Genomic DNA, 16,109 nt, shown 5'->3' with positions numbered 1-16,109 from the left:
TGTTCGGAGCAGCTTTTCCGGAAGCTGCTCCGATTTTGTTTTGACCGTTGTACAAAGAACGCAATCAGCGGCGCAAAGCTTTGCAACAGGGTGATTTTTGCCACTATTTCACCGCATCATTTTGAAAGTCTTCGCTAAATCGTAGCCAGAGACTTTGCTTTCCCTTGATTATTGTGATTATTGGGACATTTATTGCATCCTGTGCTTATTGTTCATCTGGACGGGCGGAAACCGGGTAAGACGGAATGGCGGATTTTGTAGCGGTACTGAAAAAGACGATCGATGCTCAGGCGGACAAGTCGCCTGAATTGCGTCAGCGCGTTTATGCGAAAGCGCGCGCAACGATCGAGCAAAAGCTTGTTACGGCAAATGCCTCGCAGGCTGTGGCTGTCCGCCAGCGCAATATTCTCGAAGATGCCATCGCCGAGGTCGAAGCTTTTTATGCGCCGCCAGCAGCCGTACCGGACGAGCCGGTCGAGGATGCACTGGAAGATTTCCTGCAGGAGGCGAATCAGGACGCAGCAACGCGCGCACCGTCTCATGAAGACAATGAAGAGCCCGTATTTTCCGGCTCGCCGCGTGACGAGCGTCGCGAAAGTGCTCCCAGAGAGGATGATGATACGCCAGCCCTTGCCGCCGAGCGCAGCGACGACTGGATGGATCGCGCCAAGGAAAAGACGCAAGCCCGCCGCAGCGAATATATCGAACGCACGGCCCGGAAAGAGCAGCGCTCTTATAAGGGGCTGATCGCCGGTCTGATTGCTGTTCTGCTGATTGGCGGCGCCGGTTATGCGGTCTGGGCCAACAAGGACAAGATTCAGGAGCTGGCATCTAGCCTCGGGCGCAGCGATGCGCCTGCGACCGGGTCCGATACTGAAACACATCCGGAAGATACGACCACGCCGGCAGCTGACACCAACACGGCGACGACGGGTGGCGAACAGGCACCCGAGCAACCGCAGCAGCCTGCAGGTGAGCCGAAATTTACGCAGCGGCTGATGCCGGACGGCAGCGAAACCGATAGCGGACCTGCCGCCGGTGCAAATGGTATCGGCGAAGGCACGTCGACTGCCGCTTCCACGCCTGCGCCCGCCGGAACGAATACGCAGACAGGTGCGCAGCCCGGACAGAATCAGGCCGTTGCCGTCGGCCAGCAGGCGCTTCTTTATGAAGAACGCGGCGGCGCGGGCTCGGATTCGGTCGAGCGCGGCAATGTGGTCTGGTCGACCATCGAGGAAAGCCCGGAAGACGGAAAGCCCGCCGAACCGGCAGTTCGCGCCATGGTTACGATGCCGACAAGCAAGGTCGAGCTGAAGATGACCATTCGCAAGAATACGGATCAGTCCATTCCGGCGAGCCATCTCGTCGAACTGGTGTTTACGGTGCCGGAAGGCTTCCCCGGTGGCGCGGTGGACAATGTGCAGCGCATCACCTTCAAGGATACGGAGCAGGCGGCAGGCAATCCACTGATCGCCGTGCCGTCGAAGATCGGCGACAACTTCTTTATCGTGTGGCTGAACGATGCCCGCACTGCGCAGGATACCAATCTATCGCTGATGCGCCGTCTGCAGTGGATCGATATTCCGATCTCCTATCGCAATGGTCGCCGCGCGCTCATCAGCCTCGAAAAGGGTGTGCCGGGCGAAAAGGCATTCAACGACGTGCTGGGCACAAACTAGCGTTACGTATCGAAATAGAAAAAGGCCGCTTCGAGCGGCCTCAGACTGCTGACAAACCTCCGGCAGGGTCAAAATGACCTCAGATTCACGGAACGTCCCAGATTCAGAACGTGAACAAATCGGAATCAAAACCCCTCGTTTTTGACTGCTTCCAAAAATCGAGGAGTTTGTAATCAATCTGAGGCCGCTTCGAGCGGCCTTTTGTTTTGAGGCGAACTTGAAGCCGCGTCGGTTACTTCTTCTCAGCGAAAGCCTTGATGGCCTTGGCGACTTCGTTCTGTGCAGCTTCGGCGCTGTCGAAACCGCCCAGTTCAACGACCTTGCGGCCTTCCGGCAATTGCTTGTAGACGCGGAAGAAAGCTTCGAGGCGCTGCTGTTCGATCTTCGGCAGATCGGTGATTTCCTTGATGTTGTCATAAGTCGGATCGATGTCCGTAGTCGGAACAGCGACGATCTTGTCGTCCTGGTCGCCGCCATCGATCATCTTGAGGACACCGATAGGGCGTACCTTGATGATTGCGCCTGGAATAATCGGCTCACGCGTATAGATGAGGGCATCCAGTGGATCGCCGTCGCCGGCAAGCGTGCTGGTGATCGAGCCGTAATTGGCCGGATAGATCACCGGCATGGACTGGTAGCGGTCGACGACGATATGGCCGGTCTTGTCATCGATTTCATATTTGGTGAAGCTGCCCTGCGGGATTTCGATAGCCGTGAAGAACTCCTTCCCGTCCTGTTCCTTCTGCGGATAATCGAGGAAGGAGACATATTCGGAAGCAGATGCGGCGGTGGCAGCGGTAAGCGCAAGAGCTGCGGCGAGCAGGAGCTTTTTCATGGGACGACCTTCAGGTTTGGGTGAAACACGCCCTCGTCCCTAAAGCCAATCCATTACAGTGATTTGACAGTTTTATATCGGTTGGGTGACGGTTTCCGCGAAGAACCGCCTGCGATATTCCGCAGGGCTGATACCAATTTTCTGACGGAAGTGGTGGCGAAGCGTGTGGGCGCTTCCAAAGCCGACTGAAGCAGCAACATCGTCAATGCTTGCCTGTCCCTGAGAGAGCAATTCCCTGGCAAGCGCGATACGCTCCATGGTGAGCCAGTCGCCGGGTGTGGCACCGGTTGCCTCAGTAAAGCGCCGCAGGAATGTGCGCGGGCTCATCCGGCATTCGGCAGCCATGCGCTCGATTGTCCATCCTGTGGCAAGATCGGCGCGCATCCGGTCCAGAATCGGGCTGATTGCAGCACTTTCGCGCTTTGTGACCGGACGTTCGAGGAACTGCGCCTGTCCGCCCGTGCGGTGAGCGGGCATGACCAGCCGCCGGGCAACGGAATTTGCAGCGGCGGCTCCGAAATCCTGTCGGACGATTTCGATCAGGAGATCTATTCCGGCTGCACTTCCTGCCGAAGTGAAGATGCGATCATGTTCGCGATAGAGCGACGCATCATCGACATCGATTTCGGGGTGTTTTTTCCGCAATGCGTCGGCGTGGTGCCAGTGTGTTGTTGCGGTGCCGCCGTCCAGCAGTCCTGTCGCGGCTAGCACAAAGGCTCCCGAACAGATGGAGGCAAGCCGCGCGCCGCGCCGGTATGCGCGACGCAGCCTTTCGCTGATGGCTTCCGGCACTGGAACCTCTGCACCTTTCCAGCCCGGAACAATGATGATGTCGGCCTCATCGATGAGGTCAGGGGTGCCATCGGGCGTGATGACGAAGCCGCCATGCGCACGTAACGGGCCTTCTTCGATCGGGCAGCTGGCAAAGCGATACCAACCGGCTCCCATCTCAGGGCGGGGCAGGCCAAAGATTTCGGCAACAATGCCGAATTCAAAAGTGCAAAGCCGGTCGTAGAGAAGCGCCACAACGAGCGGGCCTTCGGGTGCTGGCAGCGGGTTTGTCATTATCTTTACGTATATTGTCAATCACGTCAATTGCAAGTGAATTGGCAAATGGGCGAAATCGCTCCTGAGACAAAGGAGAACGCCCATGGATAGTGCAGCCAAGACCGACAGGAAATCAGCCGTAACGGCCATCCCGCCTGCGCCAGGCGCTTTGGCGCGCGATCATTTCGCCGCCGAATTCACGTTCGAGACGGATTGCTGGGACGTGCATGATGCCTTGTCCAAGGGAGCTGATTTCGTGCTTCTCGACGTGCGCAGTCCCGCACTTTTCGCAGAAAGCCATATTCCGGGTGCGATCAATCTGCCGCACGGCAAGATCATCGGGTCCAAGATGGCACAATGGCCGCAGGAAACGGTTTTCGTCACCTATTGCGCGGGGCCGCATTGCAATGGCGCGGCACGTGGCGCCTTGCGGCTCGCCAATCTTGACCGGCCCGTCAAGATCATGGCAGGCGGGCTGACCGGCTGGATAGATGAAGGGTTTGAACTTGAGAAAGGCGAGGGGGATCAGTAATGCCCAAACAATTCTGCCGCAGAACGGTTGCCCGTCTGCGGCAGTAAATGGATCAGCAGATTATCAGTTTCAGGCGTGTGCTTCCTCGATAGGGTTCAGCGCCTTCTGCTGCTTGTGGGCCGCGGCCTTCACCGCAGCCTGCACCTTTTCAAAGGCACGCACTTCGATCTGGCGCACGCGCTCGCGGCTGATGCCGAATTCGCCGGAGAGATCTTCCAGTGTCATCGGATCTTCCGATAGACGGCGGGCCTCGAAAATGCGGCGTTCACGGTCATTCAGGGTATCCATCGCCTGTTCGAGCATGGAGCGGCGGTTTTCCAACTCGTCCTGCTCGATCAGAACCTGTTCCTGGCTGTTGCTGTCATCGACCAGCCAGTCCTGCCATTCGCCGGATTCACCTTCAGAAGCGCGCAGGGGCGCGTTCAGCGAAGCGTCACCGGACAGACGGCGGTTCATGGAAACCACTTCGTCTTCGCTGACATTCAGCTTGGTTGCGATCTGCTTGACCTGATCCGGGTTGAGATCGCCATCGTCGAGCGCCTGAATCTTGCTCTTCATCTTGCGCAGATTGAAGAACAGGCGCTTCTGATTGGCAGTCGTGCCCATCTTCACAAGGCTCCACGAACGCAGGATGTATTCCTGGATCGAAGCCTTGATCCACCACATGGCATAAGTGGCAAGACGGAAACCGCGTTCAGGCTCGAAACGCTTGACGGCCTGCATGAGACCGACATTACCCTCCGAAATCACTTCACCGATCGGCAGGCCATAGCCGCGATAACCCATGGCAATCTTGGCCACGAGACGCAGATGGCTTGTTACGAGCTTGTGGGCGGCCTTGGGGTCGGTATGTTCGTGGTAGCGCTTGGCCAGCATATATTCTTCCTGCGGCTCAAGCATGGGAAAGCGGCGAATTTCTTCCAGATAACGGGTAAGTCCCCCGTCACCGGATGTAATGCTTGGGAGATTCATCTGGGCCATAGAGCACCCTCCTTTATAATTTCAGGCTCCCGTTTGGCGAACCTGTCGCGGGGGCTGCCTCCTGCACTTCCCTCACGCGAGCCTCCATATATAGGCATGATTTTGGCGAAAACACGATCCTTTAACTCATGAAACAATCTGTCACTGCAATGTGAACGCCGCTGCATGACAAAGGTTGCAGAGCGCGTCTGAAATATATGGTCATTATGTGCTGAGAGAGCGGCTTTCACCGTGGCCGCGCCCCCCAATACTGATGATGAAACAGCCGATTTTTATCAGCGATCCATCCATTTGGCCAACCATGATAGTTGCCAGTATTATATAGAGTGCTTCCGGAAATTTTCCAGAAGGTGCTCCATATCTTCCGGCACAGGCGCTTCAAAACGCATCAGTTCCTCCGTGGCCGGATGGGTAAAGGCAAGCAACCAGGCGTGGAGTGCCTGCCGATGAAAACCGCGCACGGCCTCTTTCAGCGGTTCCGGCAGCTTGTTGGCCTTGGTCTTGTAGGCGCTGCCATAGTCCATGTCGCCGACAAGCGGATGACCGATATGTGCCATGTGCACGCGGATCTGGTGGGTGCGGCCTGTCTCTAGGCGGCATTCGACAAGCGAGGCCAGCGCGGTCGCATCTTCGCGGGGGCCGAATTTTTCGACCGTCACATAATGGGTGACGGCATGGCGGGCATCCTCGCGCTCTTCATTGACCACAGCCTGCTTGGTGCGGTCGCGATGCGAGCGTCCCAGATGCGCATCGATGAAGCCCTGCGGGCGTTCGGTCATGCCCCAGACGAGCGCGAGATAGGCGCGCTCCAGATCGCCGGTGCGGCCGTGATCGGCAAATTGTTCGCTCAAATGGCGATGCGAGCGGTCATTCTTGGCCACGACCATGACGCCGCTCGTATCCTTGTCGAGGCGATGAACGATACCGGGGCGGCGAATTCCTCCGATGCCCGACAAGCTATCGCCACAATGATATATGAGGGCATTGACGAGTGTTCCCGTCCAGTTGCCGTTGCCTGGGTGAACGACGAGCCCGGCAGGCTTGTTGATCACGATGAGATCGTCATCCTCGTATAGAATATCGAGCGGTATGTTCTCAGCAATCGGTTCGGCTGGCTCCGGCTCTGGCAGCACGACGGCGATTGTCATGCCTTCGCGCAGCTTCTGCTTGGTTTCACGGGCGGGTGCGCCGTCGATGGTCACATGGCCTTCGGCAATGAGGGACTGTACGCGGCTGCGCGAGAGTTCCGGCCCCAATGCTGCGGCCAGCCATTGGTCGAGACGCTTGCCTGTGGCATCGGAGTCGGTCGTAAGCTCTTTCACTCGTGTCTTTCCTTCATGAGAGCCGGTCTGTCGTAACGAAATCGTCAGAACTGCTCTATCTCTTGGTTTTACCGCATTTATGCGGCGTCAAATGTTTCCATTTGGCTGCAAAATGCTCTATCACGCGCCACACGCCATAATATGGCGAAGTTCGAACCGGAGTCGTTGAATGCAGGATCCACACTATCCGAGATACCAGAATCATCAGGATTCAGGATATCAGGACTATCAGCAGGGCTATTACCCGGATGAACAGGCCGAGCCCCCGCTTGATCCAGCCATGGAACGTGTGCGCCGCAAAATGATCCGGCTTCTGGCCGTCTCCATCGGTGTCATGCTGATCGGTCTTATGGCGGTGCTTGTCGCCGTTGTCTACAAGATCAATCGTGCGCCGGAAACTCCGCCGGCTGAAGAAGCCCGTTCCGATATCCCCGGACAGGCTGCGCCCGCTCCGGTAAAGCCGGAACCGCCGAAGCTGATCGAATCGCAGATCAACCTGACGCCGGGCACCCGTCTTCTCTCGCAAAGCCTTTCCGGCAACGAACTTTCGCTGGAAACCCTGCTGCCGGACGGCGGTACGGAACTCATCATCTATGACTATCGCGAGTCGCGCATCATCGGCCGCATCAAGCTCGGCAATGTCGAATAGGGCGGACAGGGTTTGATTGGGGCGGCGTGATTGCCGCCCATTTGTTTCTGCCTTCGAGGATTGCGCTTTTTCCTTTTGGCGATTATATCAGCGACATGGCTTGAAGCGCGTTTCGATTTGATTCAATCAAATCGGCGCTCCAAGCTCTAGTGTTTTAAGCATAAGCTTGTCGATCCTCATTTCACTCCGGTCGGCTTATGCTCTAAGCGCCCATCGTCTAGCGGTCAGGACGGCGCCCTCTCACGGCGCAAACAGGGGTTCGATTCCCCTTGGGCGTACCAATGGCTTGGCTCTCTGATAAATGTGGCGCTGGCTGGTCTAGCCAATTTCAATCCATATTCGCTCCTGGTTTCTGCAAAACAAAATAGGCATATCTCTCATCATTCACGAGAGCATCGTAGGGCTTGAGTGAGATGGAGACCGGTTTGAAGCCCACGCTTTCCGTCAGCAACCAGAACTGGTCGATGGAATAGGTCGTCATATTCGCCAGATTCCGTCGATATCCCCACCGATAGCCGCGCGTATTCGATTTATGGGTGGAATATTTGATCTGTATAACGGCAAGACCGCCTGCCCGGAGATGCTGAAAAGCTATCCTCACAAGCTCGGCGCCGTACTCCACCGTCGGAATGAGCTCAAACACATAGGTGCAAATATAGATGTCGACCGGCTGTCTTATCAGCTCCAGTGATTTCTGCGGCCAGTTCATATCGACCAGTATAGGAATAAAACGCTGATATCCCGCGTCAGACAGCCGGGCGGCACATTCCTTCAAAGATGCGGGAGATACTTCAACCCCGAGATATTCACTGGCTACATCCACGAATTGAACTGCATTCGCACCGCCCCCGCACCCCCATTCCAGAATTCGGGAGCCTTGCATGTTGACGCCGAGAGAAGCCGCTGCATCTTGCACGAATTTTCGGTGCAACTGCCCGATCTGAGTCCATACGGTATCAGAAAGACCGCCACTTCCTTTCCAGTGGGAATTTGATTTATGTTTATTGGACGTTTGATCGGCCCAATATTCTTGGGCGTCGGATGCAATCCTGTTGGTCGATTGCCTGTAATTCAGCCTCGTCGCCGCATAAGCGACTGAACGCCTGACATATCGCGCGATCGGCATAACCATTTGTTGCGCCCTCTGTTATGCGGCCAGAATAGCAATAAATATTTGCGGTCCGTAGGCGAAACGAGGGTAAGGCGGTTACTCCATTGGTATTGTCATCTATGGCGAAATACTAATTTTGGCTCATCGTTTTACACTTTTCCGGATGGTACCAGAGCGCGTTTCGATCAGATCGGTACTCTAAATGTTTTTATGCGCATCTTATCCGAAAACCGTTTCACACTTTTCCGGATGCGCTCTAAGGTAGGTGCCAATATGGAGCCAACCAAACGCGGAGGAACGATGAGCGTTTCAATCAAAACCGGATCGGCAAACCTTATTTGCGATGGGATCGATAAAGGTGCAGTGGAATATAGCGTCGCTATTCCCGATGACGGCGCGGACCTGACAAAGCGCGGTAAATTCTGGGGCAGCAAGGATGCGATATCCGAGGCGATGAATGCGTCTGTAGTCGGCCTTAAACCACATGAAGGCGAGACCTATCCGGTGGCAGTTGAAGAGCTGGATCGCGATGGAGCAGCGCTCTTTACCGTGCTTGCCACAGCCGAATGACAATGGTTCGCAATGGCTTGAGATAAAGCGGTGACGCCCCGATCAGAGCGCAAGCGGGACTGGTGTTTTTCTGCGATCATATCACTGTTCTTCGGTGCTGCAACGGCGTTCATATTCTACTATATCGTCCTGTTTGGCGTCGGTGATGATGGTTATCTTGTCATATTCAGTATCTGTACTGCGCCGGTGGCGATAATCTTCGGTGTTTGGGGTCTGGTTTACTGGCGAAGTCTCGTTGCGTTTATCGGTCTCTTTCTCTGCCTGTCTCCACTTATTTATCTTGGCATTTTATGACCAAGCAAAAAATCTGCAACTATCCCGTCTTTGCGGGATATGAATGCTGCATATGGTGGTGTTACAGTTAATGCATGTGGAAAATTGGATCGAATATTTATCCTCAAATCCATAATGCTGTCAGGGTGAAAGGTATTCTTGCAGAACCTTTCTCGCCCAGAGATGTGCGACGTGTCGCTCCGGGCTGGCCCTATTCCAGATACTTCTCGTTCCTGGCCGAAAACTGCACCGACAATCAACCGGAGGGCGATGCGCTTTTCGTGCGGGTGGGCAGGGGACAATACCATCTGAACGACAAGGCGGCTGCGTCCGAGTGCGAACAGTTTGCGCTCTAATGGGTTGGGGAGATCGTGATTGCTCCAGTTGCAAAAATTTGCAACTGGCAGTGCGACGGTGCATAATCGGAACATGAGTGAATCGTATAAGAAACCCGATTATGAACAGGAACTGCGCCAGGCAGGTGTCCGCATCACGCGGCCGCGCCGGATCATCCTGAACATATTGACCGAGACGGAAGATCACCCCGACGCGCTCGAGATTTTCCGCCGTGCGGTCGAGATCGACAGCAGCATTTCGCTTTCGACCGTCTATCGCACGATGAAGCTTCTCGAAGAACGCGGCGCCATCCACCGGCACGCCTTTGCCGGAGGGCCTTCGCGTTTCGAACAGGCAAGCGGTGCGCATCACGATCACATCATCGATATGGATTCCGGCGATGTGGTGGAATTCCGCTCCGACAAGATCGAAAAATTGCAGGAAGAGATCGCCCGGTCGCTCGGGTATGAGATCGTGCATCATCGGCTCGAACTTTATTGCAAAAAAATTCAAACCTGACGGAACCAAGTTTGGTTTGCTGCGTTAAGCGCGCATGAAGGTCGTGACCCCGCCCCCACAACACGGCCTTCAGAGTTCGCCTCAACCTCCCCGCAAGAGGCGAGCGGCGAGAATGCCGCGCTGACCGTCAAACGTTATGCTGCTGGCGTTCCGCAAATTCAGAGCAAGCCGCCGTGGTTCAGGCCCAGGTCTGACCATGGCGGCTTTTTTTGTGGGCTGACGAGTTATCGTCAGATCAGGCGTCGAATTGTTCCGTGGGGATGAGGAGAGAATAGATCGCGCCGGTTCCGTCGATGCGATAGTCGGCGTGACCGTTGACGGAGGTGGGAACGATGCGTTGCAGCACGGCGCTGCCGAAGCGCGGATCGTGCTCGAAAACCTCGGGCATTGCAGGATTGGTTTCTTCCCAGCGAAACTCCAGCCTGTCGTCGCCGCTGGCCACATGCGTGACCTTTGCTGAAATTTTCACCTGTCCATAGGGGATCGAAAGGCCGCCGAAAGAGGTCGCATTGACCACCAGTTCATGCAGCGCAAGGCCGACATGCAGCGCGGCACCAGGGAAAAGATAGGGATTGTCGCCCTCGATACTCAGACGTTCGTCACTGACGTCGATGTATTTCTCGACTTGCGAATGCACGAGATCGCGGAACAGTGCGCCGCGCCAGTTGGAATCGGTCACCAGATCCTGCGAATAGGATAAGGACTGGATGCGTCCGCGGAATTTTAGCAGAAAATCGTCGATCGAATCGGTGAAACGTGCCGTCTGGCTGGCGATGCTTTGCACAATGGCAAGAAGGTTCTTGGATCGATGGCTGACTTCGCGCAGCAAGGTCTTCAACACCTGCTCGCGCCGTTTCAATTCGCTGATTTCAATGGCGGTCGTGACCAGCCCCAATATGTTGCCATTCTCATCCCGGTCACAGTCTATGTGAAACTCGACCCAGCGAAGCTTGTCACCATCATTGATGGCGATCTCCACATTCTGCGCCTCACCGGTATCCAGTGCCGCGCGCTTGGCGCTATCAAGTTTATGCAGGGTGGCGGAGAAAATAAAATCGCAGTCACTCCCTCCGACTTTCCATTTTTCCTGCCAGTAGAGCGGGATATTTTCCCCCCACGAATAAACCAGATCGGGTGTCTGGTAGAGCACGCATACATTGCTGTTGCGCACCGCCCTTAACAGCGCCCGCAGACGGGCTGCATCGGGTTCGGTGTCCTGCAGGGTGAATTTTGTGCCAGCGGTCATGTTTGCCCCGATTATCCCGCAGCCGAATTCAAAGCATTTCCAGCAAAAGTGCGAAGCGGTTTTGCGCAGGAGAATGCGATAAAACAAATATTGGGGTCGCTCCTTGGCAAAATGGCAGCAACTCCGGAAAAGCTGGGCGACGATTTATGTCCCATGACATCCATTTCATCGATTGGCCGGCGGGACTCCGTCGAGCGCTCATCCTGTGATCCTTGAACTGGCCCGAATTCTGGAACCGACAGAGCGTGTTTTGATCCTCGTTTCACTCCGGTCGGATTGTGCTCTAAACCGCCGCATGATGTAATGCGGCGGCAAATTTCATCAGGAAGCAGCATAGGCTGGTGTGTTTGAAGGTCAAAAACAGCCTTTGATTTTACACCCGTTATGCCTTGCGGATCGCCGAGGCGATGAGCGAAACGACGAGCAAAGCAAGGAACACGAAGAACAGAATCTGCGCTATACCGGCTGACGCACCAGCGATGCCGCCGAAACCGAGCGCACCTGCCACGAGTGCCACCACAAGAAATACGAGCGCATAATAAAGCATGTCCGGTCTCCTCTTTATTGTGTGAAGGAGAAACGACATCGAAGCCATATTGGTTCCATGGTTCCGGGAAAATTAAGGCGCTCACAACTCTAAATACTCATCACGGGTTATAAGGCGGTGCGATCTGGAGACCGGGTGGAGCGCCAGCGACCAAACTTCCGAAAGGCGTCTGCTCTTCGGAAGTTATGATCTTCGGTTCAGGCTGCGACCTGCGACGCTTCTTCGAAGAACAGCGCCTGGCTGATCAGTGCTTTCACCATATCCGGGTTGAACGGCTTGGTGACCAGGAAGGTCGGTTCCGGGCGCTCGCCGGTCAACAGACGTTCCGGGAAGGCGGTGATGAAAATGACTGGAATCGTGTCGTTCTGCAGAATTTCATTCACCGCATCGATGCCCGAGCTTCCGTCTGCAAGCTGGATATCGGCCAGCACCATGCGCGGCTTTTCCTGTTTATAGAGCGCCAGCGCCTCGTCCTTGGTGCGCGCGATGCCAACCACCTCGTGGCCAAGGCTTTCCACCATCTGCTCGATATCCATCGCGATCAGCGGCTCGTCCTCGATGATCATGATGCGCGTTGCAACCTGACGCGAAATCTCGGTCGATGCCGCCGACAGAACACGGCTCAGTTCGGCATCGTCCAGTTCAAGAATTTCGGCGGCTTCCTTGTCGGAAAATCCTTCCACGGCCACAAGCAGGAATGCCTGTCTGGGCAGCGGCGCGATATGCGAAAGATTCCTTGCTGCCTGCTTTTCCCATGCAAATTCCGACGCTGGTTCCGGCACACGAACCGAGGCCGTCTTATATAGATCGCAGAAAAGGCGATAGAGACCGATACGGTCTGACGAGGCGTCCGGAAAAATGCTGACATCGGCAATCAATGCCTCAAGGGCAGCTGCAACATAGGCGTCGCCGGAAGCCTGAGAACCGGTAAGAGCCCGGGAAAAACGACGGAGATAGGGAAGATGCGGCGCGATACGCGTCGATAACGTCATGGTAGTGGAACTCCTCAACTGCCGCTTTCGTTCATTAAATGCACATTGGCGGACAAGGTTCAAATCCTCTCCCACCCATGCTTTGAGCGCAGCATTATGGTACTCTAAACGGGATAGTTTGAAAAAAGTTCCGAAAGACGAGGACATATTAGGGAACTTTTTGATAGCCTGTGCATTTCCCGGACAAGCAGGGGCTTATATTAATAGGGTAGGGCAATCAGCCCGGAACGATCAAGATATGGCAGAAAAAGAAAACCTTCACATGAACGGAGCCGGGGTCAGGTCGTCCCGTCGCGTTCAGAAGGATATACTAGGACCAAATTGTGAAGTCGGATTGAAACTAAAGGCACTGTACACCTCGATACAGGATGAGACGATCCCGGATCGCTTCCTCGATCTTCTCGAAAAACTCGATCAGGCTGAACAGGAGAGTATGCGTGAACACAGCACCCGGTCCGTCGGTTGAGAGTAATGCACAGTTCAAGCGAGAGCTCCTGTCATCGCTGCCGAGCTTGCGCGCCTTTGCGGTGTCGCTCATCGGCCAGCACGACAAGGCGGATGATCTCGTTCAGGACACGATCATGAAAGCCTGGGCCAAGCAGGAGTCCTTCGAGATGGGGACCAATATGAAGGCCTGGCTCTTCACTATCCTGCGCAACGAGTTCTACACGCAGATGCGCAAGCGGGGCCGCGAGGTGCAGGACACGGATGGTGTGTTCAGCGAACAGCTTGCTGTGCATCCCTCGCAATATGGCATGCTCGATCTGCAGGATTTTCGCGCAGCGTTGGAGCAATTGCCCGACGATCAGCGCGAAGCGATCATTCTCATTGGCGCTTCGGGATTTGCTTATGAGGAAGCTGCGGAAATTTGCGGTTGTGCCGTTGGAACGATCAAGAGCCGCGTCAGCCGTGCCCGCACACGGCTGCAGGAAATCCTCAAGATCGAAGGTGAAAGCGATTATGGCCCTGATGCCGATTCATCGCGGGCGACCTTGAGAAGCTTCGCATGATGCATCATTGAGCCCTCCTTCCATCGGAAGGGGGGCTTGTGTTGCCAAAATCCCAAACATGGGCGGGTTTTTACGCGCAGCGATTGCTTTTTATCGCCAGCCACTTGTAGGTTAGTGGCTGCTGATATTTCTTGTCGGCACAGTGATCGTTTGTTTGTGGGTTGCGTCCTTGCCATCAGCCTTGTTGCAAAAACTGCTTCAATCGTCATCGAAGCCGGTTGCGGTTATCGTCTCGCTCGGCCTCGTGCTATTGTCGGCGGTGATGACGCTGTTTCTGTCGACCGGCGTCAACCACCAGGTTGTCGACATTTCCCGCAATTATGCATTGCGTCAGCAGGTCGACAAGGTAGCCCGTCTCGCCAGCAATATCGAAATGAGCCGTCGCGGCTATCTCCTGACGCTCGATGAGACTTATCTCGATCTCTATCGCAATACGATCCTGAGTGTCGACAAGACACTGGCTGATCTGGAAGCCCTGACCGACCAGAACCCGCTGCAGGATGCGCGGGTCAAACAGATACGTGCGCTGGTCGAGCGCGAGCAGGAAGATGTGCGCCAGACGGTCAATCTGGCCCAGTCGGGTGATGTGGCTGCGGCGGTTGAAAAAGTGCGCGGCGACGAAGGCAAGGTGCTGATGGACCAGCTTGCCAATACCGTTACCCAGTTCATCGATGCGGAAGAACAGCAACTCCTCGAACGCAATGAGCGGATCAACCGCATGCGTTACTGGATGACGGCGACCTCTATCGTGGCGCTGGCTTCGGCCGCCATGCTCGCACTTTTGCTGTTCAGCCGCATTCAGCGTTATGCGCGGTCCATGTTTGAAGGACAGTCGGCATTGCGTTCCGAAAAACAATTGCTGGAACAGCGCGTGCAGGAGCGTACCGCCGAGCTTGAGCAGGCGCGTCGCATTGCTGAGCATGAGCGCCAGCGGGTCGAGCTGCTGCTGCAAGACACCAATCATCGCATCGGCAATTCGCTGGCTACAGTTTCATCCCTGCTTGGTCTTCAGATGCGGCAGACACGCAGCGAGGATGCCCGCGCGGCTCTTTCTGCCGCTCGTGATCGCGTCCAGACCGTGTCGACAGCGCACCGGCGCCTGCGTCTGGGCGAAGATATGGAATCGGCGCGCGTCGACGATTTTCTCGGAACCGTCATCAACGATATCCGAAGTGCTATCGGTCAGGACCGCAAGATCGAGTTCTCGACGGATTTTGCGCCGCTTGATCTGAAGGCGCGTGACGTGACGACAATCGGCATCATCCTCGGCGAGCTTGTTACCAATGCGATCAAACATGCATTCAAGGGACGTCAGGAAGGGCACATCCGGATCAGCCTGAAGCCGGGCGAAGACGCCATTCCGGTGCTGGTTGTGGAAGACAATGGTGTGGGCTTTGACAAGGACCAGCAGAAATCCGTTGAAAAAAACGGTCTTGGTACACTGGTGATCGAACAGCTTTGCATGCAGTTCGGTGAAAAGCCCGTCTACTGCAAGACCGACGACGGCGCGGGAACCAAGGTGATTGTTCGCCTGTCGTCGCTTGCGGAAGAAGGCGATATGCCTGCCGGCAAATAAGCAGACCGTGAAGGTGGAAAAGAAAACACCGGCCTCATCTGGCCGGTGTTTTCGTCATGGAGTGATGTGGTCAGCTTTGCGGAGGGCGCTTTTTCTTGTCTGAAAGCAGCGAGACCAGAGCAATGCCTGCAAGCGGCAGGGCAGCAGCAAGTATGGGACGCTTGAGGATTGCAGGTATCGTCGCGATTGCCGCCGTCGCCACCATTGCCGATTTTTCCGCCTCGATTTTCTGCTTGCGCTTTTTGGCCTCGGAAGCGGCCTGAATCTTCAAAACGGCGAGAATGAGCAATGCCACGATTAGCGATAGCGCGGCAAGAATGAGGGCCGCGAGAGGACCGCCGTAGTTCTGTGCCAGTGCCAGAAAGGCGGCGACGCAGAAGAAGGTGATCGCAATGATCGCGAAGATGGCGATTGCCGCCCCGAAAATTGCCGCACGTTTGGTTTGACCTGCGACGAATTTCAGTTCCTCGCCTGCCAGAGCAGACAATACGGGCATGAGAGCTTTCAGCATGGTACGCCTCAGCGGCGCGAGAGCAGGGCCAGCAGATAGCCGACGCCGAGTGCAGTGGCGAGCGAGGCAATCGGGCGTTCGCGCACCGTTGCCGTCAGCTGGGCTTCAACATCCTGCGCCTTGTTGCGCAGATCGTCGATGGCGTCCTCGCCCTGAATATAGGCGCTTTTGTAGGTTTCCTTCGCGCTGCGTTTTGCGTCACGGACGGTCTGCGAACCGAGATTGGCAAGTGTCGCCGCAATGGCAGCGATATCTTCCTTCAGTTGCTCAACCTGAGCCTGAAGGTCTTCTGTGCTGGCATCGGTCAGCGCTTCCTCGATCTTTTCTTTGATGTCGCTCGTTTTTGCGGATGCACGTGCCATATCAGCTCTCC

Annotated in this window: 20 protein-coding genes and 1 tRNA gene; 11 read left to right on the top strand and 10 right to left on the bottom strand. The window is 55.7% G+C overall.

The window, feature by feature from the left end; translation table 11 throughout:
- Window positions 1-245: 245 nt before the first annotated feature.
- Window positions 246-1,679, top strand: a complete 1,434-nt coding sequence (locus JNC70_RS13290; protein ID WP_104753874.1) for a transcriptional regulator — start codon at window positions 246-248, stop codon at window positions 1,677-1,679.
- Between the two features lie 232 nt (window positions 1,680-1,911).
- Here the strand turns inward: JNC70_RS13290 and JNC70_RS13285 are convergent, their stop codons facing one another.
- Both JNC70_RS13285 and ftrA read right to left on the bottom strand, forming a co-directional pair.
- Window positions 1,912-2,514 carry an inorganic diphosphatase gene (locus JNC70_RS13285; RefSeq protein ID WP_104753875.1) on the bottom strand — a complete coding sequence of 201 codons (603 nt, stop codon included), beginning with the start codon at window positions 2,512-2,514 and terminating at the stop codon, window positions 1,912-1,914.
- Window positions 2,515-2,586: 72 nt separating this feature from the next.
- On the bottom strand, window positions 2,587-3,579 hold the full coding sequence (gene ftrA, locus JNC70_RS13280) for a transcriptional regulator FtrA (RefSeq protein WP_104753876.1): 993 nt from the start codon (window positions 3,577-3,579) through the stop codon (window positions 2,587-2,589).
- Window positions 3,580-3,664: 85 nt separating this feature from the next.
- On the opposite strand from ftrA, the gene JNC70_RS13275 reads away from it, so the two are divergent.
- A complete protein-coding gene (locus JNC70_RS13275) occupies window positions 3,665-4,093 on the top strand; it encodes a rhodanese-like domain-containing protein (RefSeq protein ID WP_104753877.1) in 429 nt (142 codons plus the stop codon).
- Window positions 4,094-4,162: 69 nt separating this feature from the next.
- On the opposite strand, the gene rpoH is transcribed toward JNC70_RS13275, so the two are convergent.
- Window positions 4,163-5,074 (bottom strand): RNA polymerase sigma factor RpoH, encoded by a 912-nt coding sequence (gene rpoH, locus JNC70_RS13270; RefSeq protein WP_104753878.1) that lies wholly within the window; start codon window positions 5,072-5,074, stop codon window positions 4,163-4,165.
- Window positions 5,075-5,391: 317 nt separating this feature from the next.
- Entirely contained in the window at window positions 5,392-6,396 is a 1,005-nt protein-coding gene (locus JNC70_RS13265) for an RluA family pseudouridine synthase (protein WP_104753879.1), read from the bottom strand.
- Between the two features lie 169 nt (window positions 6,397-6,565).
- Here JNC70_RS13265 and JNC70_RS13260 point away from each other — a divergent pair, with 169 nt between their 5' ends.
- Together JNC70_RS13260 and JNC70_RS13255 are read left to right on the top strand one after the other, a co-directional pair.
- Complete coding sequence (locus JNC70_RS13260; RefSeq protein WP_104753880.1) at window positions 6,566-7,045, top strand: hypothetical protein; 480 nt, start codon at window positions 6,566-6,568, stop codon at window positions 7,043-7,045.
- Window positions 7,046-7,251: 206 nt separating this feature from the next.
- Window positions 7,252-7,326: transfer RNA gene (locus JNC70_RS13255), tRNA-Glu, on the top strand.
- Window positions 7,327-7,373: 47 nt separating this feature from the next.
- On the opposite strand, the gene JNC70_RS13250 is transcribed toward JNC70_RS13255, so the two are convergent.
- Window positions 7,374-8,177, bottom strand: coding sequence for a class I SAM-dependent methyltransferase (locus JNC70_RS13250; RefSeq protein ID WP_104753881.1), 804 nt, complete (start codon window positions 8,175-8,177; stop codon window positions 7,374-7,376).
- Between the two features lie 279 nt (window positions 8,178-8,456).
- Here JNC70_RS13250 and JNC70_RS13245 point away from each other — a divergent pair, with 279 nt between their 5' ends.
- From JNC70_RS13245 to JNC70_RS13230, 4 genes are all read left to right on the top strand, one after another.
- Window positions 8,457-8,726 (top strand): hypothetical protein, encoded by a 270-nt coding sequence (locus tag JNC70_RS13245; RefSeq protein ID WP_104753882.1) that lies wholly within the window; start codon window positions 8,457-8,459, stop codon window positions 8,724-8,726.
- Between the two features lie 30 nt (window positions 8,727-8,756).
- A complete protein-coding gene (locus JNC70_RS13240; protein WP_104753883.1) occupies window positions 8,757-9,020 on the top strand; it encodes a hypothetical protein in 264 nt (87 codons plus the stop codon).
- A 74-nt stretch (window positions 9,021-9,094) separates the two neighbouring features.
- Complete coding sequence (locus JNC70_RS13235; RefSeq protein WP_104753884.1) at window positions 9,095-9,355, top strand: hypothetical protein; 261 nt, start codon at window positions 9,095-9,097, stop codon at window positions 9,353-9,355.
- Between the two features lie 73 nt (window positions 9,356-9,428).
- The gene (locus JNC70_RS13230) at window positions 9,429-9,854 is read left to right on the top strand and encodes a ferric uptake regulation protein (protein ID WP_104753910.1); all 426 of its coding nucleotides are present in this window, start codon (window positions 9,429-9,431) and stop codon (window positions 9,852-9,854) included.
- A 235-nt stretch (window positions 9,855-10,089) separates the two neighbouring features.
- Here JNC70_RS13230 and JNC70_RS13225 read toward each other — a convergent pair whose 3' ends face one another.
- The 3 genes from JNC70_RS13225 to JNC70_RS13215 all read right to left on the bottom strand — a co-directional run bounded on the left by JNC70_RS13225 (window position 10,090) and on the right by JNC70_RS13215 (window position 12,639).
- Window positions 10,090-11,100, bottom strand: a complete 1,011-nt coding sequence (locus tag JNC70_RS13225; RefSeq protein ID WP_104753885.1) for a sensor histidine kinase — start codon at window positions 11,098-11,100, stop codon at window positions 10,090-10,092.
- A 382-nt stretch (window positions 11,101-11,482) separates the two neighbouring features.
- Window positions 11,483-11,647, bottom strand: a complete 165-nt coding sequence (locus JNC70_RS13220; protein ID WP_007876538.1) for a DUF1328 domain-containing protein — start codon at window positions 11,645-11,647, stop codon at window positions 11,483-11,485.
- Between the two features lie 197 nt (window positions 11,648-11,844).
- A complete protein-coding gene (locus tag JNC70_RS13215) occupies window positions 11,845-12,639 on the bottom strand; it encodes a response regulator (protein ID WP_104753886.1) in 795 nt (264 codons plus the stop codon).
- A 238-nt stretch (window positions 12,640-12,877) separates the two neighbouring features.
- Here JNC70_RS13215 and JNC70_RS13210 point away from each other — a divergent pair, with 238 nt between their 5' ends.
- The 3 genes from JNC70_RS13210 to JNC70_RS13200 all read left to right on the top strand — a co-directional run bounded on the left by JNC70_RS13210 (window position 12,878) and on the right by JNC70_RS13200 (window position 15,225).
- Complete coding sequence (locus tag JNC70_RS13210) at window positions 12,878-13,105, top strand: NepR family anti-sigma factor (protein ID WP_104753911.1); 228 nt, start codon at window positions 12,878-12,880, stop codon at window positions 13,103-13,105.
- The gene (locus JNC70_RS13205; RefSeq protein WP_104753887.1) at window positions 13,077-13,649 is read left to right on the top strand and encodes an RNA polymerase sigma factor; all 573 of its coding nucleotides are present in this window, start codon (window positions 13,077-13,079) and stop codon (window positions 13,647-13,649) included. Before JNC70_RS13210 ends, JNC70_RS13205 begins: the two co-directional genes overlap by 29 nt.
- Window positions 13,650-13,818: 169 nt before the next feature.
- The gene (locus JNC70_RS13200; RefSeq protein ID WP_104753912.1) at window positions 13,819-15,225 is read left to right on the top strand and encodes a sensor histidine kinase; all 1,407 of its coding nucleotides are present in this window, start codon (window positions 13,819-13,821) and stop codon (window positions 15,223-15,225) included.
- A 70-nt stretch (window positions 15,226-15,295) separates the two neighbouring features.
- On the opposite strand, the gene JNC70_RS13195 is transcribed toward JNC70_RS13200, so the two are convergent.
- The gene (locus JNC70_RS13195; protein WP_104753888.1) at window positions 15,296-15,736 is read right to left on the bottom strand and encodes a phage holin family protein; all 441 of its coding nucleotides are present in this window, start codon (window positions 15,734-15,736) and stop codon (window positions 15,296-15,298) included.
- Window positions 15,737-15,744: 8 nt separating this feature from the next.
- A complete protein-coding gene (locus JNC70_RS13190) occupies window positions 15,745-16,098 on the bottom strand; it encodes an ElaB/YgaM/YqjD family protein (protein WP_104753889.1) in 354 nt (117 codons plus the stop codon).
- Between the last annotated feature and the right edge of the window lie 11 nt (window positions 16,099-16,109).

The organism is Brucella oryzae (genome assembly GCF_041929965.1).
In the GTDB taxonomy this organism is placed as follows: domain Bacteria; phylum Pseudomonadota; class Alphaproteobacteria; order Rhizobiales; family Rhizobiaceae; genus Brucella; species Brucella oryzae.
Note: the sequence above shows the minus strand (reverse complement) of the source record. Positions and strands in the feature narration are given on the sequence as shown.